Annotated in this window: 27 protein-coding genes; 16 read left to right on the top strand and 11 right to left on the bottom strand. The window is 43.9% G+C overall.

The window, feature by feature from the left end:
• The first annotated feature begins 10 nt into the window (after positions 1–10).
• From VME0621_RS17635 to VME0621_RS17625, 3 genes are all read left to right on the top strand, one after another.
• Positions 11–664, top strand: a complete 654-nt coding sequence (locus tag VME0621_RS17635) for a CoA transferase subunit A (protein WP_006070638.1) — start codon at positions 11–13, stop codon at positions 662–664.
• A complete protein-coding gene (locus VME0621_RS17630; RefSeq protein ID WP_062460151.1) occupies positions 664–1341 on the top strand; it encodes a 3-oxoacid CoA-transferase subunit B in 678 nt (225 codons plus the stop codon). The genes VME0621_RS17635 and VME0621_RS17630 overlap by 1 nt, the downstream gene beginning before the upstream one ends.
• Positions 1342–1493: 152 nt before the next feature.
• The gene (locus VME0621_RS17625) at positions 1494–1682 is read left to right on the top strand and encodes a hypothetical protein (protein ID WP_006070636.1); all 189 of its coding nucleotides are present in this window, start codon (positions 1494–1496) and stop codon (positions 1680–1682) included.
• Positions 1683–1781: 99 nt separating this feature from the next.
• Here the strand turns inward: VME0621_RS17625 and VME0621_RS17620 are convergent, their stop codons facing one another.
• A complete protein-coding gene (locus tag VME0621_RS17620; protein WP_062460149.1) occupies positions 1782–2570 on the bottom strand; it encodes a TerC family protein in 789 nt (262 codons plus the stop codon).
• Positions 2571–2875: 305 nt separating this feature from the next.
• Here VME0621_RS17620 and VME0621_RS17615 point away from each other — a divergent pair, with 305 nt between their 5' ends.
• From VME0621_RS17615 to VME0621_RS17585, 7 genes are all read left to right on the top strand, one after another.
• The gene (locus tag VME0621_RS17615) at positions 2876–3613 is read left to right on the top strand and encodes a GntR family transcriptional regulator (protein ID WP_006070634.1); all 738 of its coding nucleotides are present in this window, start codon (positions 2876–2878) and stop codon (positions 3611–3613) included.
• 322 nt (positions 3614–3935) lie between these two features.
• Positions 3936–5381: a xanthine dehydrogenase small subunit gene (gene xdhA / locus VME0621_RS17610; RefSeq protein ID WP_006070633.1), complete on the top strand. Its 1446-nt coding sequence runs from the start codon at positions 3936–3938 to the stop codon at positions 5379–5381.
• Positions 5374–7764 (top strand): xanthine dehydrogenase molybdopterin binding subunit, encoded by a 2391-nt coding sequence (xdhB, locus tag VME0621_RS17605; protein ID WP_006070632.1) that lies wholly within the window; start codon positions 5374–5376, stop codon positions 7762–7764. Before xdhA ends, xdhB begins: the two co-directional genes overlap by 8 nt.
• Before the next feature lie 14 nt (positions 7765–7778).
• Positions 7779–8603, top strand: a complete 825-nt coding sequence (gene xdhC / locus VME0621_RS17600) for a xanthine dehydrogenase accessory protein XdhC (RefSeq protein WP_006070631.1) — start codon at positions 7779–7781, stop codon at positions 8601–8603.
• A 65-nt stretch (positions 8604–8668) separates the two neighbouring features.
• A complete protein-coding gene (gene guaD / locus VME0621_RS17595; RefSeq protein WP_062460148.1) occupies positions 8669–10003 on the top strand; it encodes a guanine deaminase in 1335 nt (444 codons plus the stop codon).
• Positions 10004–10200: 197 nt separating this feature from the next.
• Positions 10201–10563 carry a YgiW/YdeI family stress tolerance OB fold protein gene (locus tag VME0621_RS17590; protein WP_038228411.1) on the top strand — a complete coding sequence of 121 codons (363 nt, stop codon included), beginning with the start codon at positions 10201–10203 and terminating at the stop codon, positions 10561–10563.
• Between the two features lie 234 nt (positions 10564–10797).
• Positions 10798–11160 carry a YgiW/YdeI family stress tolerance OB fold protein gene (locus tag VME0621_RS17585; protein WP_006070629.1) on the top strand — a complete coding sequence of 121 codons (363 nt, stop codon included), beginning with the start codon at positions 10798–10800 and terminating at the stop codon, positions 11158–11160.
• Between the two features lie 41 nt (positions 11161–11201).
• Here VME0621_RS17585 and VME0621_RS17580 read toward each other — a convergent pair whose 3' ends face one another.
• Entirely contained in the window at positions 11202–11669 is a 468-nt protein-coding gene (locus VME0621_RS17580) for a DMT family transporter (protein ID WP_062460146.1), read from the bottom strand.
• Between the two features lie 101 nt (positions 11670–11770).
• On the opposite strand from VME0621_RS17580, the gene VME0621_RS17575 reads away from it, so the two are divergent.
• The 3 genes from VME0621_RS17575 (at position 11771) to VME0621_RS17565 (ending at position 13673) form a co-directional block, all read left to right on the top strand.
• Positions 11771–12706 carry a 2-dehydropantoate 2-reductase gene (locus tag VME0621_RS17575; RefSeq protein ID WP_062460144.1) on the top strand — a complete coding sequence of 312 codons (936 nt, stop codon included), beginning with the start codon at positions 11771–11773 and terminating at the stop codon, positions 12704–12706.
• 2 nt (positions 12707–12708) lie between these two features.
• Entirely contained in the window at positions 12709–13260 is a 552-nt protein-coding gene (locus tag VME0621_RS17570; RefSeq protein ID WP_062460142.1) for a DUF2301 domain-containing membrane protein, read from the top strand.
• A gap of 71 nt (positions 13261–13331) precedes the next feature.
• A complete protein-coding gene (locus VME0621_RS17565) occupies positions 13332–13673 on the top strand; it encodes a hypothetical protein (protein WP_062460140.1) in 342 nt (113 codons plus the stop codon).
• 996 nt (positions 13674–14669) lie between these two features.
• On the opposite strand, the gene VME0621_RS17560 is transcribed toward VME0621_RS17565, so the two are convergent.
• From VME0621_RS17560 to VME0621_RS17550, 3 genes are all read right to left on the bottom strand, one after another.
• Positions 14670–15149 (bottom strand): YehS family protein, encoded by a 480-nt coding sequence (locus tag VME0621_RS17560; RefSeq protein ID WP_062460138.1) that lies wholly within the window; start codon positions 15147–15149, stop codon positions 14670–14672.
• Between the two features lie 491 nt (positions 15150–15640).
• Positions 15641–16141 carry a DUF3299 domain-containing protein gene (locus VME0621_RS17555; RefSeq protein WP_062460136.1) on the bottom strand — a complete coding sequence of 167 codons (501 nt, stop codon included), beginning with the start codon at positions 16139–16141 and terminating at the stop codon, positions 15641–15643.
• Positions 16142–16378: 237 nt separating this feature from the next.
• Entirely contained in the window at positions 16379–17701 is a 1323-nt protein-coding gene (locus tag VME0621_RS17550; protein WP_231892966.1) for a metal-dependent hydrolase family protein, read from the bottom strand.
• A 312-nt stretch (positions 17702–18013) separates the two neighbouring features.
• Between VME0621_RS17550 and VME0621_RS17545 the strand changes: the two genes are divergently transcribed.
• Complete coding sequence (locus VME0621_RS17545) at positions 18014–18964, top strand: AraC family transcriptional regulator (RefSeq protein ID WP_062460132.1); 951 nt, start codon at positions 18014–18016, stop codon at positions 18962–18964.
• A gap of 237 nt (positions 18965–19201) precedes the next feature.
• On the opposite strand, the gene VME0621_RS17540 is transcribed toward VME0621_RS17545, so the two are convergent.
• On the bottom strand, positions 19202–19603 hold the full coding sequence (locus VME0621_RS17540) for a hypothetical protein (RefSeq protein ID WP_174522831.1): 402 nt from the start codon (positions 19601–19603) through the stop codon (positions 19202–19204).
• Between the two features lie 323 nt (positions 19604–19926).
• Between VME0621_RS17540 and VME0621_RS17535 the strand changes: the two genes are divergently transcribed.
• Positions 19927–20727 (top strand): SDR family NAD(P)-dependent oxidoreductase, encoded by an 801-nt coding sequence (locus tag VME0621_RS17535; RefSeq protein WP_062460130.1) that lies wholly within the window; start codon positions 19927–19929, stop codon positions 20725–20727.
• A gap of 187 nt (positions 20728–20914) precedes the next feature.
• On the top strand, positions 20915–21235 hold the full coding sequence (locus VME0621_RS17530; RefSeq protein ID WP_146159010.1) for a hypothetical protein: 321 nt from the start codon (positions 20915–20917) through the stop codon (positions 21233–21235).
• Positions 21236–21302: 67 nt separating this feature from the next.
• Here VME0621_RS17530 and VME0621_RS17525 read toward each other — a convergent pair whose 3' ends face one another.
• The 5 genes from VME0621_RS17525 to puuE all read right to left on the bottom strand — a co-directional run bounded on the left by VME0621_RS17525 (position 21303) and on the right by puuE (position 25769).
• Positions 21303–22565, bottom strand: a complete 1263-nt coding sequence (locus VME0621_RS17525; RefSeq protein ID WP_062460126.1) for a urate hydroxylase PuuD — start codon at positions 22563–22565, stop codon at positions 21303–21305.
• Between the two features lie 21 nt (positions 22566–22586).
• Positions 22587–23156: an ureidoglycolate lyase gene (locus tag VME0621_RS17520; protein ID WP_062460124.1), complete on the bottom strand. Its 570-nt coding sequence runs from the start codon at positions 23154–23156 to the stop codon at positions 22587–22589.
• Between the two features lie 20 nt (positions 23157–23176).
• A complete protein-coding gene (gene alc / locus VME0621_RS17515; protein WP_062460123.1) occupies positions 23177–24163 on the bottom strand; it encodes an allantoicase in 987 nt (328 codons plus the stop codon).
• Between the two features lie 158 nt (positions 24164–24321).
• Entirely contained in the window at positions 24322–24837 is a 516-nt protein-coding gene (gene uraD, locus VME0621_RS17510) for a 2-oxo-4-hydroxy-4-carboxy-5-ureidoimidazoline decarboxylase (RefSeq protein WP_006070608.1), read from the bottom strand.
• Positions 24837–25769 carry an allantoinase PuuE gene (gene puuE, locus VME0621_RS17505; RefSeq protein ID WP_062460121.1) on the bottom strand — a complete coding sequence of 311 codons (933 nt, stop codon included), beginning with the start codon at positions 25767–25769 and terminating at the stop codon, positions 24837–24839. The genes uraD and puuE overlap by 1 nt, the downstream gene beginning before the upstream one ends.
• Positions 25770–26128 lie beyond the last annotated feature (359 nt).

Below are 26128 nucleotides of genomic sequence, written 5' to 3'. Positions count from 1 at the left end.
GGAAACGACCATGAAAAAAGCAGCATCACCTCAACAACTCAAAGACATTCTTCATGACGGCATGACCATCATGGTAGGCGGTTTTATGGCAACCGGTGCGCCAGAAAAACTTATCGACCTACTAATCGAATTCGACATCAAAGACATCACACTCATTACTACCGATACGGCATCACCCGGTAGAGGTACGAGTCGACTGATTGCTGAAAAGCGAGTCAAAAAGCTTTATGCATCACACATCGGCCTTAACCCAGAAACAGGGGCACAAATGAACGAGGGAATCTTGGATGTCGAACTCGTCCCTCAAGGCACTCTTGCCGAACGAATTCGCAGCGGAGGAGCCGGACTCGGTGGTGTTTTGACGCCTACTGGCCTGGGCACTATTGTCGCCGAAGGCAAACAAGTTATTAATGTTCAAGGAAAAGACTACTTGCTAGAAACCCCTTTGAGGGCAGACATCGCACTTATTCGCGGCTCCATCGTTGACCGTCGTGGCAATGTGTTTTACAGCAAAACCACACAAAACTTTAACCCCTTGATGGCAACCGCTGCTGACACAGTAATTGTTGAAGCGGAGTCTCTGGTAGACATAGGCAACATTCAACCTGAAGCCGTGCACACCCCTAGCCTATATGTGGACTATATCTTAACGGAGGACGCGTAATGAGCACTCAACTAGACAAACATACTATTCGCCGTCGCATCGCCTGGCGTGTCGCTCAAGAAATGCGTGACGGAGATATCGTCAATCTAGGCATTGGTCTACCTACTCTAGTGGCTAACGAAGTCGACAAAGATGTCGAAATCCTTCTTCAAGCAGAGAATGGACTGCTTGGTATTGATAATTTAGCTGAAGAACATGAAATAGACGCTGACTTGGTTAACGCAGGCGCACAACCAATTACCGCAATCGAAGGAAGTTGCTATTTCAATAGCGCGGATTCGTTCGCCATTATTCGCGGCGGCCATGTCGATTCCACCGTGTTGGGCGCATTGCAAGTGGATGAAAAAGGTAATCTCGCGAACTGGATTATTCCAGGAAAAATGGTGCCCGGCATGGGTGGCGCGATGGATCTCGTGGTTGGAGCAAAGAAGGTGATCGTTGCGATGGAGCACACAGTCAAAGGCAAAGCGAAGCTATTACGCGACTGTACTTTGCCACTCACGGCTGTAAATCAAGTGGATTTGATTGTCACGGAAATGGGCGTCATAGAACTGACTGAACAAGGGATGCTGCTCACTGAATTAGCTCCGGAGTTTTCTGTTGGAGACGTTCAGCAAGCAACAGAAGCTGAACTTCGTATTTCCCCTGCATTAAAACCAATGCCCATCCCTACCTAATTCTGGTCTTAGAACTCTGAACATAAACCAGACGCCTAGTTGAGTTTAACCACTCACCTAGGCGTTATTTTTACCCTCAACACAAAACACTGGATATTCATACAGCACAGGTCTATACTGGTTGTACATACAGCAATTCATGAGGTGTAGTTATGTTGCAAGAAAAACTAGAACGCATCAATGAGCTTCGCAAACAAGCGATGTCTGATCCTGAATTCATGAAGTCTGCGCAAGCACACGCTGATGCGATTAAACACGAATATCATCCCACTCCAAGCAAACGTAGCAAGAAACCCAAAACATTGTCCGATATCTACCAAGGCTACGATTTTGGAATTTAACTCATAGACAAATACAAAAAAGGAGAGCATAAGCTCTCCTTTTTGATGGTTCGAATAGCCTTAGAACACTGTAAACAGTCTTTAAATAAAAGACCCAAACTAAGCTATCGTCCCCACTCTAAACGGACGAATTTTTCTGATAGTCATTGGATTTTGACCACCTTGCGCAGACGACCTTTTGGCTTGAGTGCGTTTTAATTGAATGTGACAAAGTTCCAATATCAAACCAAACGCCATCGCAAAGTATACGTAACCTTTGTTGATATGAATTGCGAAGCCTTCTGCCATCAACAAGCCACCTAACAACACCAAGAACAATAACGCTAGGGTTTTGAAGCCTGGGTATTGGGTGACAAGGTTATTGATTTTCTCTGCCGTCAACACCATGACCACCGCCGACGCTAATATCGCAGCAACCATAATTGGCACTTCACTTGTTAAACCAACCGCCGTAATGACAGAGTCCATAGAGAAGACCGCATCCACCGCAACAATCTGTAATAACACCACCGCCAAGCCTGCGCTTACTCGTGTAGAATGCGCACTTTCATCGTGAGTCAGCCAGCTCCAAAGCTCTTTCAAACTCTTGGCCAGCAAAAACGCACCACCCAAGATCATAATGACATCTCGTCCAGTGAAGGCGAATTTAGCGATTTCGAATAAAGGTTGCGTCAATGACATGACCCAAGTGATCGAAAAAACTAACACGATACGCGCCATAACGGCCAAGCCAATACCTAGGTTTCGGGCCAACTTGCGTTGATGTAGTGGAAGGCGCTCACAAAGTACGGAGATAAACACGACGTTATCAACACCGAGTACGATCTCTAAGGCAAATAGTGTGGCAAAAATAGCCCATGCTTCAGGCTGAAGGAAAAGTTCTAACATGGTTGCGGCTCCTGGAAAGTGGAACCAATAGAATTGTAAAGTCGACTATAGGGGTCGTCCATTTAGGGTTAATACCTCTGTTACTTAGGGATCGCAAGTAAATCACCAAACCCTCTAACGAGCAATATGGCAGAATGTAACTAAACATGTCGTTGATTCATAAATTGATACATGCAACCCCAAACAGTGAATACGCGCCAATATTGCTTAGTTCGTCACAATTCCATCTTTGTATAGCCACTTGTATACAAACTGAAGTATTATTGTTTTATTAGGGACATAAATCATGAGAGTGCTGTAATCAGATGGGAAGCCTGAAAAACTCTGTAAGTAAAAGCGTAAAGACCAAAGTTGCTGGTCAGACGCAAGATGACGTCGTTTATTGTCATATTTTTGATGCCATATTAGAACAACGCCTTCCTCCCGCAACCAAACTAAATGAAGAAGCTTTAGCGGAAATTTTTGGTGTGAGTCGCACCATTATTCGTCGTGCACTGCTTCGATTATCGCTTGAAAAAGTCGTCGATATTCGACCGAATCGTGGCGCTATTGTTTCCGCGCCTTCGGTTGAAGAAGCACAACAGATTTTCAAAGCTAGAGAAGTGCTTGAGCTCGCCATTACTGAACTCGCGGTTGTAAGCGCAACCAAGGCGCAAATTGCTGAGTGCCGTAAATTAGTCGAAGAGGAAAACGCCGCCTTTGCCAAAGACGATTACGGCAGTGGCCTGCGTTTATCTGGTGAGTTTCATATCAAGCTCGCCGAAATGGCAGACAACGCACCTTTGCTAGCCTTCCAACGCAGTATTGTCTCGCAGTCGTCACTGCTCATTGCTATGTACGAAACGGGCAACCACTCCAACTGTTCTCAAGATGAACACACCATGTTGCTTGATGCCATTGAGAACGGCGATGAAGAAGTCGCACTTGAGCTCATGAAAGAACACTTAGAACACATTCGTTCTAAATTGAATCTCGATGGAAACAACGCCTCCAACGATCTTCATGTGGTGTTCTCGGACGTGCTTAAGAATAAAGCGAGCTAAGTTGAATAACACGTTATAAGCCAACCAAATACGGTTGGCTTTTTTGATCCTGCTTGTTCCCTCGAAATTTCCGCAGCTTATCGTTTTAAACAACGAAATAATCATGACTGATTTTTTGTAACACAGAATCGACGCCTGAACCCTGATTTTATTAAATAAAATCAGATACATAAACTACTCACTTCATTCTAAAATCGATTAAAAGCCTTAGTTTTGTTGCTATTTTGTAAAATTTTAGTTGACCTCTTGGTCAAATTATCCAATTATTGACCCAAAGGTCAGAAAATTATAAAAACGAACTATCACGGAACAAGGAGGTCTCTTGATTACTTTTCTACTCAATCAAGAAATCAAGCAGGAAGTAAATGTCTCCCCCAACATGACTGTGCTGAACTATCTACGCACTCATGTAAAGAAAACTGGAACAAAGGAAGGTTGTGGTTCTGGTGACTGTGGGGCATGTACTGTCGTATTAGGTGAGCTCGTCGACGGGCAGCTGAAGTACCGCAGCGTCAACTCGTGTCTAACGTTTATTTCTGCTCTACACGGAAAACAGCTCATTACGGTGGAAGACTTGCAAGAAAAAGGTCAATCACTCCACCCGGTACAAGAGGCAATAGTCGAGTTTCACGGCTCACAATGTGGTTATTGTACACCTGGTTTTATCATGTCGATGTTTGCATTGACCAAAAATAAACCTAACGCAAGCAAGCCCGATGTTATGGAATCTCTTGCGGGTAACCTATGCCGCTGTACGGGTTATCGTCCTATCGTCGACTCGGCTTTGTCACTTTGCTCAGAAGAACGTATTGTTGACCAATTCTCTGAATTAGAGCGTGCAACCATTCAGAAGCTTGAGAGTATTCAAGATGAAGATGCAAGCTTACGCCTTGGTCATCTCACTGCTTTTTCACCAAAAACTACTGACGAATTGGCCAAGCTTTACAAAGCACATCCCCAAGCCAAATTGGTCGCTGGCGGCACCGATTTAGCTCTTGAAGTAACTCAATTCCATCGTGAAATCGAAACCTTAATCAGTGTGAATCTGGTTGAAGAAATGAAAGTGTGTGAAGAGACGGACCAAACGTTAGAAATTGGTGCCAATCTGCCTATTTCCGATGCGTACCAACTGCTGACTAAGCACTACCCTGATTTCGGAGAACTTCTACATCGCTTCGCCTCACTGCAAGTGCGTAACCAAGGCACGATTGGCGGCAACATTGCCAATGCTTCCCCTATCGGTGACACCCCGCCGCTACTGATAGCGCTTGATGCTAGCATTCAGCTTCGTTGTGGTGATGAAACGCGTGTGATTCCGGTGGAAGAATATTTCATTAGCTACAAAGTAACAGCGCAGCAAGAGAGTGAATTCATCGAAAAGATCATCATTCCAAAACCAAGTAACGACAGCTTCCGAGCGTATAAATTGTCAAAACGTTTAGATGATGACATTTCAGCAGTATGCGGCGCTTTCGCCATTACTGTGGAAGATAACGTCGTGACAGACGCACGAGTCGCTTTCGGCGGCATGGCAGCAACACCGAAGCGCGCCACACTTTGCGAACAAGCGCTTATCGGTCAAGCATGGAATGAAGAGACCATTGCCACCGCGATGGAAGCGGTGAAAAACGATTTCGAGCCGCTTTCCGATTTCCGAGCAAGCCAAGAGTACCGCACTATTTCAGCTGCCAATATGCTTAAGCGCTATTACATTGAAACCAATAACACCAGTAATCTGATCGAAACGAGGGTAACGTCTTATGTCTAACGTGAATCATCAGCAACTGACTCACGAAGAGATGGTTGCCATTGTCAAACAAGATTTGAAAACCGGCGTGGGTAAGAGCGTTAAGCACGACAGTGCACCTAAACAGGTAACTGGTGAAGCGGTCTACATTGACGATCGTCTTGAGTTTCCAAATCAGCTGCATGTGTATGCTCTTTTAAGCACACAAGCGCACGCGAAAATCACCAAATTGGACGTATCGCCTTGTTATGAATTCGATGGCGTTGCCATCGCAATTACGTCCAAAGATGTGCCCGGTCAATTAGATATCGGCGCGATTCTACCTGGAGACCCTCTGTTAGCCGATGGCGTTGTGGAGTATTACGGCCAGCCTGTTATCGCTGTAGCCGCAAACGACCTAGAAACGGCCCGTAAAGCCGCTCATGCAGCCATCGTCGAATATGAAGCACTACCTGCTATCCTTGATGTCAAAGAAGCCCTTGCCAAAGAGCACTTTGTTACTGAAAGCCACCAGCAAAAGCGTGGTGACTCTCAAAAAGCACTCGCAAAGGCCAAACACATCATTGAAGGCGAGCTTGAGATCGGCGGGCAAGAGCACTTCTATCTAGAAACCCAAGTCAGTAGTGTTATGCCAACCGAAGATGGTGGCATGATTGTCTATACCTCAACCCAAAACCCGACTGAGGTTCAGAAGCTTGTCTCGGAAGTGCTCGGCGTTGCCATGCACAAGGTCGTTATCGACATGCGCCGCATGGGTGGTGGCTTTGGTGGTAAAGAGACTCAAGCGGCTGGACCTGCCTGTATGGCAGCGGTTATTGCACACCTAACAGGTCGTCCAACCAAAATGCGCTTGCTGCGTAATGAAGATATGACCATGACGGGTAAACGTCACCCGTTCTACAACCAATACAAGATCGGTTTCAACGATGATGGTGTGATTGAGGGAGCTGAAATCATTGTCGCTGGTAACTGTGGTTACTCCCCTGACCTATCAAGCTCTATTGTCGACCGCGCCATGTTCCACTCGGACAACGCCTACTATTTAGGCGATGCAACCGTAACAGGCCATCGTTGTAAAACCAACACGGCATCTAATACTGCATACCGTGGGTTTGGTGGTCCACAAGGCATGATGACTATCGAACACATCATGGACGAGATCGCTCGTTACCTGAAAAAAGATCCGCTCGAAGTGCGCAAAGCCAACTACTACGGTGAAGAAGGTCGTGATGTTACCCACTACTATCAAACTGTAGAAGATAACTTCTTGCCGGAAATTACTGAGCAACTCGAACAAAGCAGTGATTACCACGCGCGACGTAAAGAAATTGCCGAGTTCAACCGCAACAGCCCGATTTTGAAAAAAGGCTTATCCATTACTCCAGTGAAATTCGGGATCTCATTTACCGCGACTTTCCTAAACCAAGCTGGGGCACTGATTCACATATACACCGATGGCAGTATTCATTTGAATCACGGTGGTACTGAAATGGGCCAAGGCTTGAATATCAAGGTGGCTCAAATCGTAGCAGAGGAGTTTCAAGTAGATGTTGACCGTATCCAAATCACTGCAACTAACACCGACAAGGTGCCGAACACCTCGCCCACTGCGGCCTCATCGGGCGCCGACCTCAACGGTAAAGCCGCGCAAAACGCTGCAATAACCATCAAACAGCGCCTCATAGAATTTGCATCGTCACACTTTAAAGTCACGCCAGAGGAAGTGATTTTTAAGAATGGTATGGTACAGATTCGTGAAGAAATTATGACGTTTGCGGACTTTGCTCAGCTGGCATGGATGAACCAAATTTCATTGTCGAGCACCGGATTTTACCGCACGCCAAAAATCTATTATGACCATGAGAAAGCGCGCGGTCGCCCTTTCTACTACTTCGCTTACGGAGCATCGTGCTCAGAAGTAATCATTGATACGCTGACAGGTGAGTACAAAATCCTGCGCGTCGACATTTTGCACGATGTTGGCGCATCACTAAACCCTGCGATCGATATTGGTCAGGTTGAAGGCGGATTTGTACAGGGTGTGGGCTGGCTAACAACCGAAGAGCTGGTTTGGAATGAACAGGGTCGCCTAATGACTAACGGACCTGCAAGTTACAAGATCCCAGCGATTGCGGATATGCCTATCGACTTTAGAACCCACCTTCTGGAGAACCGCAGCAACCCAGAGGACACGGTGTTTAATTCAAAAGCCGTTGGTGAACCACCATTTATGCTAGGTATGTCAGTGTGGAGTGCGCTCAAAGATGCGATCTCGTATGTCGCCGTGGACGGTGCAATTCCAAAACTCGACACACCAGCAACACCTGAGCGTGTATTAATGGCGGTACAAGCCGTCACACAAGGGCAGAAAAATACAACCACTACCACAACGGAAGCAAACTAATAAGAGAGGTCACTATGTTTAAGGACAATTGGATTCATGAACTCGCGAAGCTTGAAGAAAACCACGAGCCTTGTGTCATGGTGACCGTTTTGGAAGACCGAGGCTCTGTGCCGCGTGACGCGGGCACAAAGATGCTGGTAACACGAGACAAAATTATCGCCACCATCGGTGGTGGTCATCTCGAACACGTAGCATCAAAAATGGCACGTGAGATGCTTATTTCAGGAGAGAGCGCACTAAAAGTAGAGCGCTTTAATCTTGGAGCGCGCCTCGGTCAATGCTGTGGCGGAATGGCGACGTTAAGCTTCGAACCTATTGGAACAGCGCAGAAACACTTGGTGTTATTCGGCGCTGGTCATGTCGCAAAAGCACTACTGCACATAGTGTCGACATTACCATTTAGAGTGACCTGGATAGATGAACGAGAGGCAGAGTTCCCAGAAGTGCTCCCAGATGGCGTGAAGAAATTGGTGTCAGATGACCCTGTTGGTGAAGTAAAACACATGCCACCGAATAGCTACTATTTGGTCATGACTCATAATCATCAACTCGACTTCGACCTGTCAAAAGCCATCATTGATCGTAATGACAGTGCGTACTTTGGAATGATCGGTTCATTGACCAAACGTAAGAAGTTCGACTTTAGGTTATCTCAGCGCGGCTATACACAAGAGCAGATCAACACCATGACCTGCCCTATCGGTATAGGCGCAATTACCGGCAAACACCCTGCAGAAATCGCTGTATCTGTCGCAGGGGAACTGATCTCACTCTATCAAGGCAATCCAGTAGAGCAAAAACGTCCGGATCCGTCGCAGGCACTGCATGAAGTAAGTTAAATGCTTACTTAAAGGACTCAGAATTTGACGGCCAATTTGTGAGGAGTTGGCTAAAAGGAAGTACCATGACATCACAGCGTAAGGCCTACAGAGCCAGTATTTTACATAGCATTGCTGACCCGAAAGACGTCGGGTTAGAGAACTCGTATGAGTTTTTTGAAGACGGCATGATTGTCGTTGAACACGGTCATATCATCGATATTGGCTCAGCTACAGACGTACTAGCAAGACACCCAAAGCCACTAAAAGTCACCACCTATAAAGACAAGCTAATTACGTCAGGTTTTATTGATACTCATATCCACTATCCACAAACAGGCATGATTGCCTCTTACGGCGAACAGCTATTGGATTGGTTGGAAAACTATACCTTCCCAGAAGAAAGACGATTCAAAAACCCGGTTTACGCACACAAAGTCGCGAAACTGTTTTTGGATGAACTGGCGAGTAACGGAACCACTACAGCCCTAGTGTTCGGTACTGTACACAAAGAATCGGTCGATGTTTTCTTTGAAGAGGCAGAGAAACGTAAGCTTCGTATGATAGCAGGTAAAGTGCTCATGGACCGCAATGCACCAGACTATCTAACCGACACGCCAGAATCAGGATACCAAGCGTCTAAAGAGCTAATCGAAAAGTGGCATAATCACGGCCGTTTACTCTATGCCGTCACGCCGAGATTTGCGCCAACCAGCACGCCAGAGCAACTTGCAACCGTAGGCAAGCTGCTTGAAGAATACCCAGACGTTTACATGCATACGCATTTATCGGAAAACAAGAAAGAGATTGAGTGGGTACTTGACCTCTTTCCAGAACGTGAAAGCTATCTTGATGTATACGATCATTACGGACTGCTTCACAAGCGTTCGGTGTTCGCTCATGGCATTCACTTATCTGATTGCGAATGTCAAAGGTTGGCGGATACAGAATCTGCTATAGCTTTCTGCCCTACTTCCAACTTGTTCCTTGGTTCAGGCCTATTTAAGTTGAATAAGCTTGAGGAACATGGCGTGCGTGTTGGTATGGGCACCGATGTGGGTGCGGGAACCAGCTTTTCGATTCTACAAACAATGAGTGAAGCGTACAAAATCATGCAGCTCCAACAAGAAAAGCTGCACCCATTGAAATCGCTCTACTTAGCAACACTAGGCGGCGCTAAGTCTCTTCATTTGGAAGACAAGATTGGTAACTTAGCCGTTGGCAAAGAAGCCGATTTCGTAGTGTTAGACCTTCACGCGACTCAATTGATGCGCTTTAGAATGAAGCAAGCCACTACTCTAGAAGAGAAACTGTTTGTATTGATGAGCCTTGGTGACGATAGAACGGTCTGCGAGACGTATATCTTTGGCGACAAAGCTTATGACGTTCAAGGCGAGCGTGATAAGCGCTTAGTCAGTTAACAAAACATAGCAATAAATCGAAGGCCCTTAGTGGGCCTTTTGTTTTATCTAGATAAACAATTTCGAGAAATAATTTAAAAAAAAGCGCATTTTTTTGTTAGATGAACGAATTCTGAATATTAACTTCAAATCTCGTTAAGATTGACTCAGGCATAGTAGCACCATCAAATGAACACAACGCCTACTTTGAGGTTTTTATGAAAAAAGTAATCATCACTACAGCACTTATTCTTACTTCTGGTTTTGCAGCTGCGAAATCTATGCCTGCAACTGGTGGTTTCAACGGGCCTAATGACGGTGCTCAAACAACTGTGACCCAGGCACTTAATGCGAAAGACGATACCATGGTGCAAATCACAGGTAACATCACACACTCTTTGGGCGATGAAAAGTATCAATTCACCGATGGTAGCAACACCATCGTTATTGAAATCGACAACGAAGATTGGCGTGGTGTTAACGTAACTCCGAACGACCGCGTGATAATAACTGGCAGTATCGATAAAGACATGATGCAAGACGCAACGATCGACGTAGACCGCGTCAATATCGCAAGCTAAACACAATGAACTTGTCTAAGAATAACTACTAGCCACCTATTCCCCTAAAAGAACCCTGCTCTTAAAAGTAGGGTTCTTTTTTATTTCCCAAACGCATTCATAGAATATTGATACAATCTTTTTTCAGTTTTTTTCTAGATGAACGAATTCTGAATATTAACTTCAATTCTCGTTAAGATTGACTCAGGCATAGTAGCACCATCAAATGAACACAACGCCTACTTTGAGGTTTTTATGAAAAAAGTAATCATCACTACAGCACTTATCCTTACTTCTGGTTTTGCAGCTGCGAAATCTATGCCTGAGCAAGGTGGTTTTAACGGCCCTATCAAAGGCGCACAAACAACAGTCGCTCAAGCGCTAAGTGCCAATGATGACGCTCCGGTCCAAATCACAGGTAACATCACGCACTCTTTGGGTGACGAGAAATACCAATTTACTGACGGTGCGAACACCATTGTGATTGAAATCGATCGTGAAGATTGGCGCGGTGTGGACGTTACACCAAATGACCGTGTAACAATTACTGGTAGTGTGGACAAAGACACGTTGGAAGATGCAACAGTTGACGTTAAACGCGTTGTCATCGCGGGTTAATAGCCAAAAATACTCATCCAAGTTTCAAAAGCGGCTGTCATTCAGCCGCTTTTGTTTGGTTGATAGGTTACCAACATCACACCCAATATAATTAATAACGCCCCGCCAATTCGTTGTGGCGTCATTTCAATTGTCGGATATCCCAATAATCCATACTGATCATAAAAAATCGACGCGATAACCTGACCACAGACGATAGAAATCGCCAACGCCAACGCCCCAAGTTGCGGTGCTAAATAGATCGACATAGCGATATTAAAGGCCCCTAAAAGGCCCCCTATCCATGCCCACCAAGGTAGCGATGAGATAGAACCTTGAGGAAACCAAGGTTTGCCTTCAATCACGACCAGCATGCCTAGCACAGCTGTTCCAACCACAAACGAAACAAACGCCGCTTGTAACGATGAACTCATACCAACTTTCAATTGCGCGTTGACGCCAGCTTGAGACACTAAACCAACCCCAACAACAACGCTGAGTATCACCAGTACGACACTTGTTACGTTCACATCAGTCTCCCGTCAAAACACACTCTTACAAGCGTAGCACTTCATTCATAATAAAATTCATGTACATTAGTACGATAACAACATTGATTTAGGGATATGACATGAGCAAAAAGGTATTCGCAGTTATTGGCACAGGCGCTATTGGAGGTTATTACGGAGCAAGACTCCATCACGGCGGCAATGATGTGCACTTTCTCTTCAACAGCGATTATCAACATGTCATCAAAAACGGCTTAAAAGTCGACTCCCATTATGGTGATTATTCGATTTCAGCTGAAAGCTTAAATGCTTACAATGCAACGTGTGACATGCCCAAAGCCGATGTCGTTCTTGTCGCACTAAAAACCACTCAAAACCACCTTCTCGAAGCACTGCTTCGCCCTTTATTAAAACCCAACACACTTGTTATGTTGCTTCAAAATGGCATTGGTGCAGAGCGAGAGGTAGCTGAACAATTTAACCTTCCTTTTGTCGGAGGCGGATTGTGTTTTATTTGCTCAAATAAAGTGGCGCCTGGACATATTGACCATATTGATTACGGCCGTATCACTATCGGCACTTATGGCGATTCTGGCATTGAAGCACTCGAAGACTTTGCCAATCACCTGACTCAAAGCGGTGTAGAAGTCGATGTCGATCAACGTATCATAGACGCAAGATGGAAAAAGCTACTGTGGAATGTCCCTTTCAATGGACTGTCAACCGTACTCAACGCCGATACTGCTGAAATGATGAGCTGCGAGGAGCTGGTTAATCTCTCAAAAGAAATCATGATTGAAGTTCAACATGCCGCAAAAACCACGGACACTGACATTTCAGACACCTTGATTGATACCATGCTATCAAACACCGCTAAGATGAAGCCTTACCTCACTAGCATGTTACTCGACAGGCGCAACCATCGAGAACTTGAGATTCAATACATGTATAAAAACGCGATTGATTTAGCAAAAGATCAAGATGTCGCGATGCCTAAAACTCAGGCGCTTTATGAACAGCTATGTTTTATCAATAACCAGATAAAAAGCGTGAAATAATCATGGCCAATCCTGAATTTAAAGAAGACTTAGATGCACTGGATAAGCTCAGTGTCTGTCTGTATCGGTTGGGTATATCACTATTTTCCATCGGCTGTTTGCTGGCAGCCGCATTAAGCTACGAAGGTATCACGCTCGCCAGTGTGACATCTCCATTTGATCAATGGATATTCTGGATGCTGCTTACATCCACGGTTTTAGCCGCCGCCAACATCCACGTCTACGACAAAACGGTAAGAACGGTGATAATGTGGAGTGGCTGGTTAGCACTACTATTCGTGGTCACAGACCTTCCAACGTGGGTATCACTTGGCTTTTGCTTTGTGGTGTTTTCCGGCATTGCACTCAAAGAATCATTCTGCTTCAGAGTACCCGGACTCAAACTGATACCTGTTCTTCTCGTTATCGCAGTACTTTGCACTGCCCTGAACAAACTACCAGTTTTAGTTGCGCTCTACATCGCTGTCGGCGGAATTATGGGTTTCTTGTCATTTAAGAAATGGCAAATGCCGCTTCACTTCGATATTGGCATTAAAGCAAATTATCAGATTTAGTAATTAAATCTCTGCTACAACCACCCCTGATTAGTGATAATATCTCCGCAACAGAATTACCGAGATACACTATGTTTATCCATCACGTTAACGGCATCGACTGGCTGGTGATTACAGCCTTTGAAGAACTAAAAACCATGTTTATCGAAGATGCCGGAGCGATCCCCTCTTGCTTCTCTAACACCAGCGAATTAAGCCTGATTGACCAAGCCAAACGTACTCATGGATATTTGCCTTCACTCGACGGCGAAATCACCGATACCGGCACCTTTCAACGCCAAAATAACGACGAAGATTTGAACCCACAGCTTGCCTGCCTAGTTGAAGGACGTGGTCGGGTGTTTATCTATCACGGCGGCTTCGTGGCTTTTGTGGATGATGAGCAAACCTTTATTACCCAGATGATGGGCTAGACTCTATTCGGTAAGTTAACATCCGCGAAATGACATCACTAATAATATAATGAACTTCAATAGCATACCTATTTTAGCCAAGCGTTAGTTATCAAGTATACACTCTGTTTTTTTGATGATTCCACCCCAGGAACTTAAAAGCGAACCTAAGTGGTTAGCGTTCTTTTTGAGGGGTAAACAAAAAGCTCTAGATAGGCAAAAATACTTAGAATATTACAGATCATCTATGGCACTAATGACAAGAATGTACAATTTTTCGTCATTCCGCATTTGATGCGGAATCTACTCACGCGCACACTAAAAGTCGAAAAGTATGCTGCCAGTGATTGCTGGGATGGTAAGTAAATGGACAAAAATAGTCTACGTCTGTTCGTATTCTCCGTACCCCAACTGGCCGTCATCCTCACGAAAGTGAGGATCTCCTACCGCGTGTAGGCAACTGAAAACCTTCGACTAAGTCACGTAAATCAGCTTCGCGACGCGCTGAATGAGATCCCCTTTTTCAAGGGGATGACTGTAATTCTTGGGGATGCTGTGAACACGACAAGGGGCAAAAATAAGCTAGCTTCGTCAGCCAGTTTGTGGAGTGGACCATATGATTCAGTGGGCGTTGTCAGTAGATCCCTGCCTTCGCAGGAATGACAGGACCTGAGTTTGGGCATTTTTCCGGTTAGTAGCTCAACTCTTAAAGGGGCAAATTCGTGTTACTAATGGCGTCAGCCGTGACCTTGATCGAATGACCAGAATAGAGGCACCTAACTGGCTTAAGGTTTTAGCTTGGGTTTATCTTAGTTGGGTTATAGGGGCGGTGTATGTCTTGATTCTAAAAGCTGACCAGATTTCAGCGTGGTATGATAGGTATCTACTGAAGAAAGACAAAGAGTAGACGTGATTGTGAAGCTCTAGTATCGGTCCTTAACATGATAAAAGCGAGTAGCCAAAATGAAATGGTTCTCGCTTTTTGAATCAATTACCACGTTCGATTCGAGATAAAAATTACCCAGTAAACTCTTCAGAATCGGGACGATTGGTAAACTGCACACCATTTAAGAAGTCGCACAGCAGTTGGTCTTCACACTGTTTGTAGTTTTTGTTGTTTGGCTTGCGGAAATACGCACCAATTTCGTATTTACTTAAACTAATGCCAACCACCTCTAATACGTCCAGCACATCTTCTGCTTTCATGTCTAGCGCAATGCGCAGCTTCATGAGAATCATGTTGTTGGTCAATGCGACTTCTGGCTTAGGTTGCTCGCCGTCTTTTTTGCCTCGCTTGAGGTTAATAAAGCCATTTAAGAATACCGCTAACTCTTGATCCTTCATCTTAACGCAAGATTTGTCGCTTTCATCTTTTAACCAGTTTGCCACTTTATCGTGAGCCACAGTAACTTCGGCCTGCCCGAAAACTTTCATTATCTGTGCGTTTTTAAGGTTTAACGCGTGTTGGATACGACGTAAAATTTCGTTGTTAGTCACTAGGGATTCCTAAAATGAGTTCTAAGGGTGAATAAAGATCCATCAATTACATGCGATCTGTGGGTGTCTTTATTCAATAGCGTAGTTGACGGTGACTCTAACAGAGAACACGTTTCTTCGGTAGGTAAAAAAGTGGAAATAAGACGGCCTATTCGAACTAGTTGGCTAAGTTGGTAACACCCCACTTTCATAGACACTATGCTGATTAGAAGAAGTAGATCAAACCACCTTACTGTGATTTGTGAGATTGAGCGTTACTGGCAAGGAATGGGGCAAAGCCTAGCTAGGAGGCAGTTTGATAAAAAAGTGCCGTATGTAAACTTCCGCCACATGAAGCCTCTGGACAAAAGTGCGTCAGTGAAATTACTAAATTAGCAACTCACGGGTAACTTTATCTATCTTAAATAGCAGGACCGTGCCGTTTCAGAGTGTGTTGTTCGGTCGTTAAACACTATCCAAACTATCTGTCTCTCTGCTTTTTACTACGGTGATTATTGGTATGTCTCAATTCGACTACCATCAATGACATACGCTGTATCTGCTAGCTCCGAGCTGCTGCTTTCTGTTCTGAGCATACCGACTACGTAAACCACATCCCAGATTTCAGATATTGCCACACCCTCTTTAAATCTCACTCGAATAATTTGGTTCGGTGGCGGTGGTGGAATATGAATACAGGCTCCAAAATAAGGCACCAGCAAGAAATCTGTCACCAGCTCATCATCCCCCTCAAGCGGTATGACGAATCCGGCTATTTTGACCTCAGTTCCATCGAGCTCTTGGCGCACAGTGTGTGCTTGAGATTGTAGTGCCGCTCCACCAGTGTGCTCGGTAATTAAATTCTTGGTCGGAATATTTCTTTCTTGCTCTGGTATCAAATCTATCCAATGCAGTCTTTGTACATCTGTTTCAATGTCAGCAAGCGCAGTTTGTGGAGGTAAGATGGTTAACATCAAAAATATTAGACTTAAGAGTGTTTTTAACTGTTTCATATCGTTCACTATTCTTGTTAACGTCAACACTCCGTTGTCAATTTCCATCCCTCTGTCGAATATATTTTTAAACTAAATCATCGCTCAAAATATAATTCAGCATTGTAGTCAATCACTTACTCAAGTTGTTTACCTGCCAATATTCGAATAAAGACAAATCAACAAGCAAACAAGCAAACAAGCAAACAAGCAAACAAGCAAACAACTCAGGTAAAATTAAAATCAGTTGTGTTGTAGCTAATACTTTGAAAGTGAGTTTTTATATATTTTCCCATCTTTCATAATTAGCACAAAGTTCTTATCTGCATTGGCAACCAATTTAATATCCTCTAAAGGGTTACCATCAACCAAAACAAGGTCGGCTAACGCACCTTCTTTTATTACACCTAACTCACCAGGATAGGGATCACGAGGTCCACTGAGTTTGAGAAGCTGAGCGTTATCATGCGTCGCCATTTTTAAGATTTCCCAAGGTTCAAACCAAGGTGTTAGCTTAGTTAAGAATTTACCTTGTTTGTTGGCGAGTGATGGGTCGAACAGCATGTCGGTACCAAATGCAATCGGCACCCCGTATTTTTTAGCAAGCTCGATACCTCGTGCTGTACCTTTGGTCACTAACTTAAACTTCGCTTCTTGAAAAGAACCAGGAGGAAAAGGGATTGCATCTTCATCATCGAAGATTGGCTGCATACTCAACCAAGCGCCCTTTTCTGCCATCATCTTAAAAGTTTCTTCTGAGAGAAGGTTGCCGTGTTCGATACTCTTAACACCTGCTCTTAATGCGGTTTGTGCTCCTTTGTTAGTGAACACATGCACCATGACATAAGTATTCCAACTTTCTGCTACGTCAACCGCAGCCTTGAATTCTTCGTAAGTGTATTCAGCAACATCAATCGGGTCATAGCTTGAAGATACCCCGCCACCAGCAGCCAGTTTTATTTGGGTAGCACCAAGCCTCAACTGCTCTCGTACTCTCTTCGTCACTTCAGGCACGCCGTCGGCGACGATAGCAAGACTGTTGCGCTCTAAATAGTTTAATGGGTCAGTGCTATTGGCTGGCACATCATAACGTCCACGATAATCAAAGTGTCCTGCGGTCTGACTGATTGGGCCACCTGATGGATAAACTCTCGGTCCATTGATTAAACCTTTATCACTCGCTTGTTTGATAGCAAAAGGGTTTCCTCCTGCATCCCTAATTGTTGTAAACCCTCTCATTAAAGTCTTATTTGCACCATCAGAAGCAATGAGGGTCAAGTATCCAAAATCCGAGTTCATGAGCTCACTCATAGAAGCATTGGCGAACATCGTATGCCAATGGGCATCAATTAGACCCGGTATTAGTGTTTTACCCTTAGCATCAATGATAGTTGCATCTTCAGGGACAGATACCGTTTTACCAATCGATGTAATTTTATTTTCTTCCACTAATACGCTAACGCCTTTTTGGAGTTTTTTGTTTTCACCATCAAATACGTTTGCATTTGTTATTACTGTCGATGCAGCTTCTACTCCTATAGATACCGCAAGTAAAGATAAGCTAAAGCAGAATTTAGCCATTTTAGTTCTTTTTGAATTTATCATAATACGATTCTCTATCGAAAAAAATAATGTCCAATAAGGTAATTTGGTGTCGTTACTAAATTAAGTCAGTAGAAGTAGCTCTATAACTAAACTATAAATCCGATCTATAAACCATTTATTATTACCCGCTTTCAATGGTATTCATTATAGTTAAGACACTTAACATAAAAAGGTCACTTTGCGCCAAAGTGACTTATAATGAATACTGAATGACAATAAATTTTCCTAGTGATTCCGTTGAGTACTTTGATAAACGTTAAGTTCACAAAATGGTAGAGAGATACGAAAATGGAAAATATTAAAATTGCTCGCAACGCGATTTTTCATCATGTTTATCAAGCACTTCACGATTTCAATGTAAACGTTTCAGCAAAGTTGAGTTACTCTCGAGTAAACCAAGATACTTCTAGTGATGATGATTCTTGGGTACTTATCGACGAATTGGTCGCGATTTTACAAGAGCTCCCCCATGAGAAACGTCTCGACATCCTTATTCAAGCGAGCAAAGCTTTTGATGTTTCCTTAATTACCGATGAGCTGAGCGAAGAGAACAGACCCAGCACACTTGGACAAGCCTTAAACGTATTGCTTCCCAAAATCCCTTACATAACGTCTCTAGCGAAGACTTGGTTAAGCTATGGGGACGATCACAAGTGGTATCTTTGCCACGACAGTGGTTACTCCGACAAGAGTATTGGTAAAGCGGATTTTGATATCTATAGAAACCTGCAACTTATCTCTTTTTGCAAACTCTATTTAGGTGCGGACTGGGAGCCTGATTTTATATTGGTCACGGGTAAAATTACGCCTTCGCTCATCCAATCGAGATTGAAGATTCAAGTTATCGATGGGCATTCTTTTTCTGGTTTCTCTATCCCACTCTCTGAAGAGATAGAGCCAACTAACGACGAAACCGATTGGTGTCTAAGCAAATCAATTTCACTGGTTCTCGAAAACTATCTGCTCGTAGAAAATATGTCTATACATTCTTTCTCGCGGCTTATCGGCATGAGTTCGAGAACTTTGCAAAGACGATTGCATTCCGAAAAGGTCTCTTTCAGGGATCTTTTGTTAGACTCTCGACTCAATCATGCCATAAAGCTTTACAACACAACCCCTAAATTAAACAACGAAGACATCGCCTTTCGTTGCGGGTATACCGATGCATCAAACTTTAGAAGAGCGTTTAAAAAACGCTTTGGAGTATCATTTAAGCACTATATCAACGACAAAAGTTAACTTTTAGATTTCTAAGCTAAGCACTGTCTGTAATGCCGTCTCCCTATTAACCTTTGATAGCAGCCAATACTTCCGAAATGTTAAGTATGAGCTTTTACACTACCCAGAATTTCGACAACAGCTAATTAGACAAACACTGCCCCATAATGGCAAAAGAACAAGCTATCGCGATTGATATTCCCCTGCTTCCATAGACATTCGATTGGTGTTACGAAAAGTAAGTCAAATGATGCTTCGCTAAAGCCTGTTTTCAATACGTTGAAACAAAGAGTGGGGCAAAGGTGAGTCAGCATAGTGCTCACAAAGAGAGAATAAAGATTGCATTGGTTGATCTGCCACATGTATGTTAGTGAAGTTCTCGACTGCTACAGGACCTCGATAGCCATCACGACCATAGTAATCATATGTGTCATCCGCCATTTCCGAAAAGTAAGCTTCTCCAACAAACTCCTCTGTTGACTGTTCGTCATTTAAGCCCAAAGGGGCCACATAGTCAGCTTTGCCAGTTTCAAACATTTTCTGTTTAGAATCGTTTGAAGCTGCAATCATTTGATGAACGGTTGCTTTCGCTGTCCACTGGAATGTATCCGCTGCCATCTGCCTAAAACAAGCACGATCTGAATATCGAGCAGAGAACATTCGTCATTAATCGGAATTTTGGATGACGAATGTCCTAAGGTAGATACGAAACACGAAAAGGGACATAAACTCGTTAATCTTTCACAAAACCACGATAGGTGATTGGCTGATATAGCTTCAAAGCACTAAGAATTCTTTATTGTTTCCATCTATTATCAACAAAATCTATAAAGTATTTCCTTAACAAGGTGACTTGTCGAAGAGTCCGGCTAACATTACAGTGACCAAATCGATTGGGCAGTTTGTTGTTATGTGCCAGTCCATGACAAGAATTTATCTGTTGTTATTCAGATAAAAATCTATTGAATAACTAGGAGCTTAGAATGAGCAAAGTGATCTTAATTACTGGAGCAACCGATGGTATTGGGTTAGCAACTGCCAAGGATTTAATAAAACTAAATCATACAGTTATCATTCACGGTCGAACGCCAGCCAAAGTTTCAGACGTCGTTGATCAGTTTCTGAAATTGAATTCAGATGCGAAAGTAGAAACGATCATTGCTGACTTATCTGATCTCAACCAAATAAACAAAATGGCTGATGAGGTTTCTCAGCGATTCTCTCAAATCGATGTCCTCATTAATAATGCCGGCGTATTTACAGCTCCAGCAACTAAGACTGAAGATAATCTCGACATTCGTTTTGTCGTCAATACTATTGCCCCTTATCGTCTTACACAGGCTTTAATTCCATTGCTTGCTGCTAACGGACGTGTGGTTAACTTATCTTCGGCAGCACAAGCCACTGTCAACTTGGATGCATTGCGAGGAAACAAGCCACTCGGTGATTCAGATGCATACGCGCAAAGTAAACTCGCTCTTACTATGTGGTCTCGCGCGTTGGGATTACACTATGAGCAAACAGGACCAATGATTGTGTCTGTTAATCCGAAGTCATTTTTGGGAAGTAAAATGGTGAAAGATGCATATGGTATTGCAGGAAATGACTTAGCTCTCGGTGCTGATATTCTAGTTCGAGCATCGCTGTCCGATGAATTCGCGCATGCACATGGCAAGTATTTTGATAATGATTTAGAAAGCTTTGCCGCACCGCATCCTGATGCATTAAATGAAACGAAAACTGAACAAGTATTATCCGTTATTGAAATGTTATCTGCTAGATAGACTCATGTAGGAATAAAAAGGTTAACCTTTTCTATTATTAATATTCAGGATAGGCAGCAACTATAAAAATAGAGTAATAGACCTAGCCATTATCGCAATTCTTGACAAAACCATGACAAAACCTCGACTGTGGTAACCAACTTATTCCTATAACCTTCCCGCTCCGTTCAAACCCAAAATAAAAACTATGATTATATTTACCGTTGATTCTTTTAAAGAGGTTTTCCATATTCATACCTCAATGAAGATTAACCAGTTTAGTACTCAATATTTCAACGACGGCCATAAGCTTCATAAGTTGAAAAGAGTAAGTGTTAAAAAAGACGTTTTTGATGTCTCGGGGATGTACCATGAAGTCATTACTGGCTGCACATTTGAGTTTTACAGTCGATCTGACATCAAAGTTAAAATCGTCGAAGGTGAGTTTCACGTCGAAGACATAGAGCTTTCACGACAAACTACGACAGATTATGGTGTCTGTACCTCAGCATCTGAGTTCTGCTTTTAGCTAAACCATAAAAAAACTGACTAGCACGTGCTAGTCAGTTTAAACGTATTAAAGATGACTTCATCAGTTATTGAATCTGAGCACCTTGTTCTACCCATTCTCCAATTAACATACGTTCCTCATCTGTCATCTGAGTTAGATTACCTAACGGCATTACCTTCGTCGTCACGGTTTGAGCGACAATGCGTGGTACATTCACTTTGATCTCTTCAGGCGTATCCAGAATCACGCCAGCCGGAGCGGTTTGGAATGCAGCATGTGTTGGCGTTGCAGAGTGACATACCGAACAGCGCTCTTGAATGACATCATTAATTTGTGCAAAGGCAATTGTGCCATCATCTGCTTGAGCCGCAATATCGGCTGAGGCTTGCATGTCTGCATGATGATCACCAGCTTCAACCACAGGTGCTTTTGCGACAGGGGCAGCTGGTTTGTTGGCATAAGGCGATGTAACAAAGGCTAGCGTTACCATACCCAAAGCAGCAGCAGGTATTGTCCATGCGAACTTCTGGCTACCATGACGTGTATTAAAGTAGTGACGGACCAAGATACTAAATACTGATAGCGCAGCCAAAATTGCCCAGTTGTATTCAGAACCATATGTGCTTGGGAAATGGTTGCTGATCATGATGAACAACACTGGCAAAGTCAGATAGTTATTGTGTCGTGAACGTAACAGGCCTTTTGCTGGCAATGTAGGGTCCGGCTCTTGATTGTTTTCAATCGCTTTCACTAAAGCACGTTGCGCAGGCATGATGACGAAGAACACGTTACCAACCATGATGGTACCAATGATAGCGCCTACGTGGATGTAAGCACCACGTCCACTGAACACCTGCGACAAACCATAGGCTGCACCTACCAACCCTAGGAACAACACGATACCTAACAGTACCGGCGTTTTGCCCAAAGGCGAGTTACACAGTAGGTTGTAGATTACCCAACCAGAGATAAGCGCAGCAATACCGATCATAATCGCTGTTGTTGAGTCGATGCCCGAACCTGGAGCTACTAGATAGATTTCAGCATTGAGGTAATACACTACGCCCAATAGCAGTACACCCGTAATCCAAGTAAAGTAAGCTTCCCACTTAAACCAGTGAAGGTTTTCTGGCATTTTTGGTGGTGCCAGTTTGTATTTCTCAAGATGGTAAATACCACCGCCGTGAATCGCCCATAAATCGCCAGATAGGCCGTCTCTAGGGTTAGTACGGTTGAGATTATTCTCAAGCCAAACGAAGTAGAAAGACGCTCCAATCCATGCGATACCTACAATCATATGGGCCCAACGAATCATCAGGTTGAGCCATTCTGTCATGTGCGGATCCATAACACACTCCTCAAAAGCAGCTTAGACAGTCGCTTGCTGCTTGTCCTTATCTTGTTTCGTCTTATCGATGTCTTGCGGTAAACCCTTCAAGTCCAACTGTACAAGGTTCTCTTCAAAGAACACTTCATCACAGTTATGCCCTTCCCCAGCTCTATCGACGATCAAAAATTTATCTTGGTCGGTCAGAGCCAGAACAGGATGGTGCCAAATGCCTTTGTAATAGTTGACCCCTTGACGACCGTTACTATAGAAAGCTCGGCAGTCAGTCAAAGAAGGATTGTCGCCTTTTGGTGCGACAACGATAAGATACGGTTGACCAAGCAATGGTATAAACGCCTGTGAACCCAGAGGGTGTCGCTCTAACATTGAAATAGTGAGCGGATACTGAAGCGGGGTCGCTTGGAAGATACTCATGATCGCACGCCCCCCCAGCTCTTCAACATCGGCTTCAGCTAACTTATGGTAGCGACGAGTCGAACCATTATTGATCATAAAATAGTCACTATTTTCAACTTCAATCACATCACCAAACTGCTCAAATGCGGCTTTAGTGAGTGGCTCAATAGTTAGATGGCGAATACCATTACTCATAAAAATTCCCTCTATTAAGTTTAGTCTGCTTTTGTACCAAATAGGCGTAAGCGACTAATACCACCATCAGGGAAGATGTTTAGTCTTACATGGGTAACTGGACCAATCTCGTTAACCTCAGCTACAAACTCATGAATATCGTGTGCGTTCAGTTTTTGAGAAGGAAGTAGCTCCTTCCAAAACAAACTCTGAGTGGCGACTTGATCATCTGTTCCACCTTTCACGTAAGCGGCTTGGATTGAGCAGCTATCTGGGTAGTTACCTTTGAAGTGCGCTGTATCAACAACAACACGGCCAACATTACCCGCATGTCCAAGTGCCACAATCACCCAGTCGTTACCCGGCGTTCTGCGTCGAGCGGTCTCCCAACCATCACCCATGTTTTCACCACGACCAGGGCCAAGGATATTTGACTTGTTACCATAGTGCTCATCACTACAAGCCAACGCACGACCACCATTTTCTACGGCCGCCAAGTCAACTTGTTGCAACTCGTCGATAGCATTCCAATCTACACTTGGGCTACCGTAGACACGAAGACGCGCTACACCACCGTCTGGATAAATGTTAAGACGAACATGGGTATATACTTTGTCGCTGTCAATTTCGTTTAAGTGGTGCTTGTCACCTTCTAGACTTTGTGACGGTAGAATTTCTTCCCAGCCTTCCGCATGAGTTGGATCAGCATCTGGGCTATAAATGGCGTCAACAGAGGCTGACGGAGGGAAGTTACCTGTGAAAAATGAGGTATCTATATCAAGGCCTGCAATCGTTCCCGCTAAACCGAGCTTAACCACACAGAAGTCATAACCTTCGCCACGTTTACGGCGGCTTTCCCAACCGTCCATCCATTTGCCATTATCGTCATAAAGGTCGTCTTTCCACTCAGGTGCTTCACGACGAAGTAAACGACTCTTGTCTGCAAAGAAGTCATCGGTAGCGTATAGCGCTTCTGCGCCTAGTTTGTCATCTGCAAGGTTGATGTATTGTTCAATATTCAAAGACATTTCCTGTCATCCAGTTCAATTAATCCAATTAATAATAAAATGAGTACCTGCTTGCTCGTCGCCATTATCGGCCTCTGCCGATGCGCTCATTGCTTAGATTTTCCAGCTTAGGCTTTCGAGCTTAGGTTAATAAAAGAGATAGTCGCCTTTCCTTTGACTTACATATCTCTCAAGCGAAATAACGCTATCTTGTTGATTTCGTTAAGCGCAGTAGCAAACTCAGTTTCACTATCATTGCCTAATCGCATCTCGAACGATTCAAGAATTTGGTAACGATTGGCCCCTTTAACCGCCATGATAAAGGGAAAGTTGAAGCGATTTTTGTAGCTGTTGTTGTAAGTAGTAAACTTGGCAAATTCCTCTTCGGAGCACTGGTCAATACCAGCACCAGCCTGCTCGGCTGTAGATGCCGCGGTAAGTTCTCCATTGACCGCTGCTCTACCCGCTAAATCTGGGTGAGCGTTGATCAAGTCGAGTTGTTTTTGCTCAGACGCATTAAGCAGCGTCATCGACATTTTCAAATGTAAACTTTCTATATGGTTGTCATCTGCATCCAGTCCAGCGTCAAAAACGGACTCAGCCACCCAAGGACTGTGCTCATAAATGTCAGCAAAGCTTGAGACAAACTCATCACGTACCATAGTTGTCGGTGTGCATGATTTGAATTGTGTCATTATTGAGCTCCTTGCTGTTCATCGGGTTGATATGGGTGGTGTTCATGCCAGTGTTTGGCAATATCGATGCGGCGACATAGCCACACACCTTCATGTTGACTGACGTAATCTAAAAAGCGTTTTAGCGAGGCGATACGTCCCGGACGTCCAATTAATCGGCAATGTAAGCCTACAGACATCATTTTTGGCGCAGTTTCACCTTCTTCATACAGGGTATCGAAGGTATCTTTTAGGTATTGGAAGAACTGCTCACCGGAGTTGAATCCTTGGGCGGTAGCAAATCTCATATCATTGACGTCAAGCGTATACGGTATAACTAACTGGGGTCTCCCTGCCTCTGTGTGCCAATAAGGAAGATCATCATCATAGGCATCAGAGTCGTAAAGAAATCCGCCTTCTTCTGCCACAATGCGTCGTGTATTCGGGCCGGTTCTTCCGGTATACCAACCAAGCGGACGTTCACCCGTCACCTGCTTAATGATTTCTATCGCCTTGATCATATGATCGCGCTCTTGCGATTCATCGGTATATTGGTAGTCGATCCAACGATAGCCGTGACTGCATATCTCATGGCCCGCTTCTTTCATCGCCATAGCGACTTCAGGATAGCGCTCAACCGCCATCGCAACCGCAAAAATGGTTAGTGGAATATCGTATTGCTCGAATAACCTGAGCACACGCCATACACCTGCGCGGCTTCCGTATTCGTAAATAGATTCCATACTGATGTGGCGCTCACCTTTTATTGGCATAGCACCTGGAATTTCCGATAGAAACGATTCCGATTCATCATCACCGTGCAGTAAGCAACGCTCACCGCCTTCTTCATAATTCAATACAAAGGAAACCGCGATTCGTGCGTTATTTGGCCACTTAGGGTGAGGGGGATTCGCTCCGTAGCCGATGAGATTGCGCGAATAATCCTTATTCATCCACAGACTCCTTCTTGGTTCTTTTCTGCACTCTCTTTGGAGTGCGCTTTCACTCTTTGGTTTACTTAATTGTATACAATAATTTATCTCAATGTAAAGATTTTGTTTATCAAATTACATTTTAGAAACATAGTACTATTTTTCAACAAGTTATATTTGAATGATTTTTAACCATCACTATTTTGGTGCATGTTCCACCCATATTCAGCACCGTTTTGATGCAACATTTTCATAACATAAACCTTTACTAATGGCGTAAATTGTGTACATATTAATATCAATAGAATTAAACAGACCTGATTTTTGTATACAGAATTACAAGATGACATTAAAGGAGCGTGTGTAAGCACGAAGCAATT

The organism is Vibrio mediterranei, from assembly GCF_900088415.1.
Lineage (GTDB): Bacteria > Pseudomonadota > Gammaproteobacteria > Enterobacterales > Vibrionaceae > Vibrio > Vibrio mediterranei.
This window is presented reverse-complemented; position numbering and strand designations above follow the sequence as displayed.

Coding starts and splice junctions, on each gene's coding strand:
- alc (WP_062460123.1), bottom strand. CDS start 24,163: ATGTCTTTGAATATTGAACAATACATCAACCTTGCAGATGACAAACTA.
- VME0621_RS17540 (WP_174522831.1), bottom strand. CDS start 19,603: ATGTTCTCTGCTCGATATTCAGATCGTGCTTGTTTTAGGCAGATGGCA.
- VME0621_RS17615 (WP_006070634.1), top strand. CDS start 2,876: ATGGGAAGCCTGAAAAACTCTGTAAGTAAAAGCGTAAAGACCAAAGTT.
- VME0621_RS17525 (WP_062460126.1), bottom strand. CDS start 22,565: ATGGATCCGCACATGACAGAATGGCTCAACCTGATGATTCGTTGGGCC.
- puuE (WP_062460121.1), bottom strand. CDS start 25,769: ATGAATAAGGATTATTCGCGCAATCTCATCGGCTACGGAGCGAATCCC.
- VME0621_RS17520 (WP_062460124.1), bottom strand. CDS start 23,156: ATGAGTAATGGTATTCGCCATCTAACTATTGAGCCACTCACTAAAGCC.
- VME0621_RS17570 (WP_062460142.1), top strand. CDS start 12,709: ATGGCCAATCCTGAATTTAAAGAAGACTTAGATGCACTGGATAAGCTC.
- VME0621_RS17590 (WP_038228411.1), top strand. CDS start 10,201: ATGAAAAAAGTAATCATCACTACAGCACTTATTCTTACTTCTGGTTTT.
- guaD (WP_062460148.1), top strand. CDS start 8,669: ATGACATCACAGCGTAAGGCCTACAGAGCCAGTATTTTACATAGCATT.
- xdhB (WP_006070632.1), top strand. CDS start 5,374: ATGTCTAACGTGAATCATCAGCAACTGACTCACGAAGAGATGGTTGCC.
- VME0621_RS17630 (WP_062460151.1), top strand. CDS start 664: ATGAGCACTCAACTAGACAAACATACTATTCGCCGTCGCATCGCCTGG.
- uraD (WP_006070608.1), bottom strand. CDS start 24,837: ATGACACAATTCAAATCATGCACACCGACAACTATGGTACGTGATGAG.
- VME0621_RS17555 (WP_062460136.1), bottom strand. CDS start 16,141: ATGAAACAGTTAAAAACACTCTTAAGTCTAATATTTTTGATGTTAACC.
- xdhC (WP_006070631.1), top strand. CDS start 7,779: ATGTTTAAGGACAATTGGATTCATGAACTCGCGAAGCTTGAAGAAAAC.
- VME0621_RS17565 (WP_062460140.1), top strand. CDS start 13,332: ATGTTTATCCATCACGTTAACGGCATCGACTGGCTGGTGATTACAGCC.
- VME0621_RS17545 (WP_062460132.1), top strand. CDS start 18,014: ATGGAAAATATTAAAATTGCTCGCAACGCGATTTTTCATCATGTTTAT.
- VME0621_RS17530 (WP_146159010.1), top strand. CDS start 20,915: ATGATTATATTTACCGTTGATTCTTTTAAAGAGGTTTTCCATATTCAT.
- VME0621_RS17620 (WP_062460149.1), bottom strand. CDS start 2,570: ATGTTAGAACTTTTCCTTCAGCCTGAAGCATGGGCTATTTTTGCCACA.
- VME0621_RS17535 (WP_062460130.1), top strand. CDS start 19,927: ATGAGCAAAGTGATCTTAATTACTGGAGCAACCGATGGTATTGGGTTA.
- VME0621_RS17635 (WP_006070638.1), top strand. CDS start 11: ATGAAAAAAGCAGCATCACCTCAACAACTCAAAGACATTCTTCATGAC.
- VME0621_RS17550 (WP_231892966.1), bottom strand. CDS start 17,701: ATGGCTAAATTCTGCTTTAGCTTATCTTTACTTGCGGTATCTATAGGA.
- VME0621_RS17585 (WP_006070629.1), top strand. CDS start 10,798: ATGAAAAAAGTAATCATCACTACAGCACTTATCCTTACTTCTGGTTTT.
- VME0621_RS17625 (WP_006070636.1), top strand. CDS start 1,494: ATGTTGCAAGAAAAACTAGAACGCATCAATGAGCTTCGCAAACAAGCG.
- VME0621_RS17575 (WP_062460144.1), top strand. CDS start 11,771: ATGAGCAAAAAGGTATTCGCAGTTATTGGCACAGGCGCTATTGGAGGT.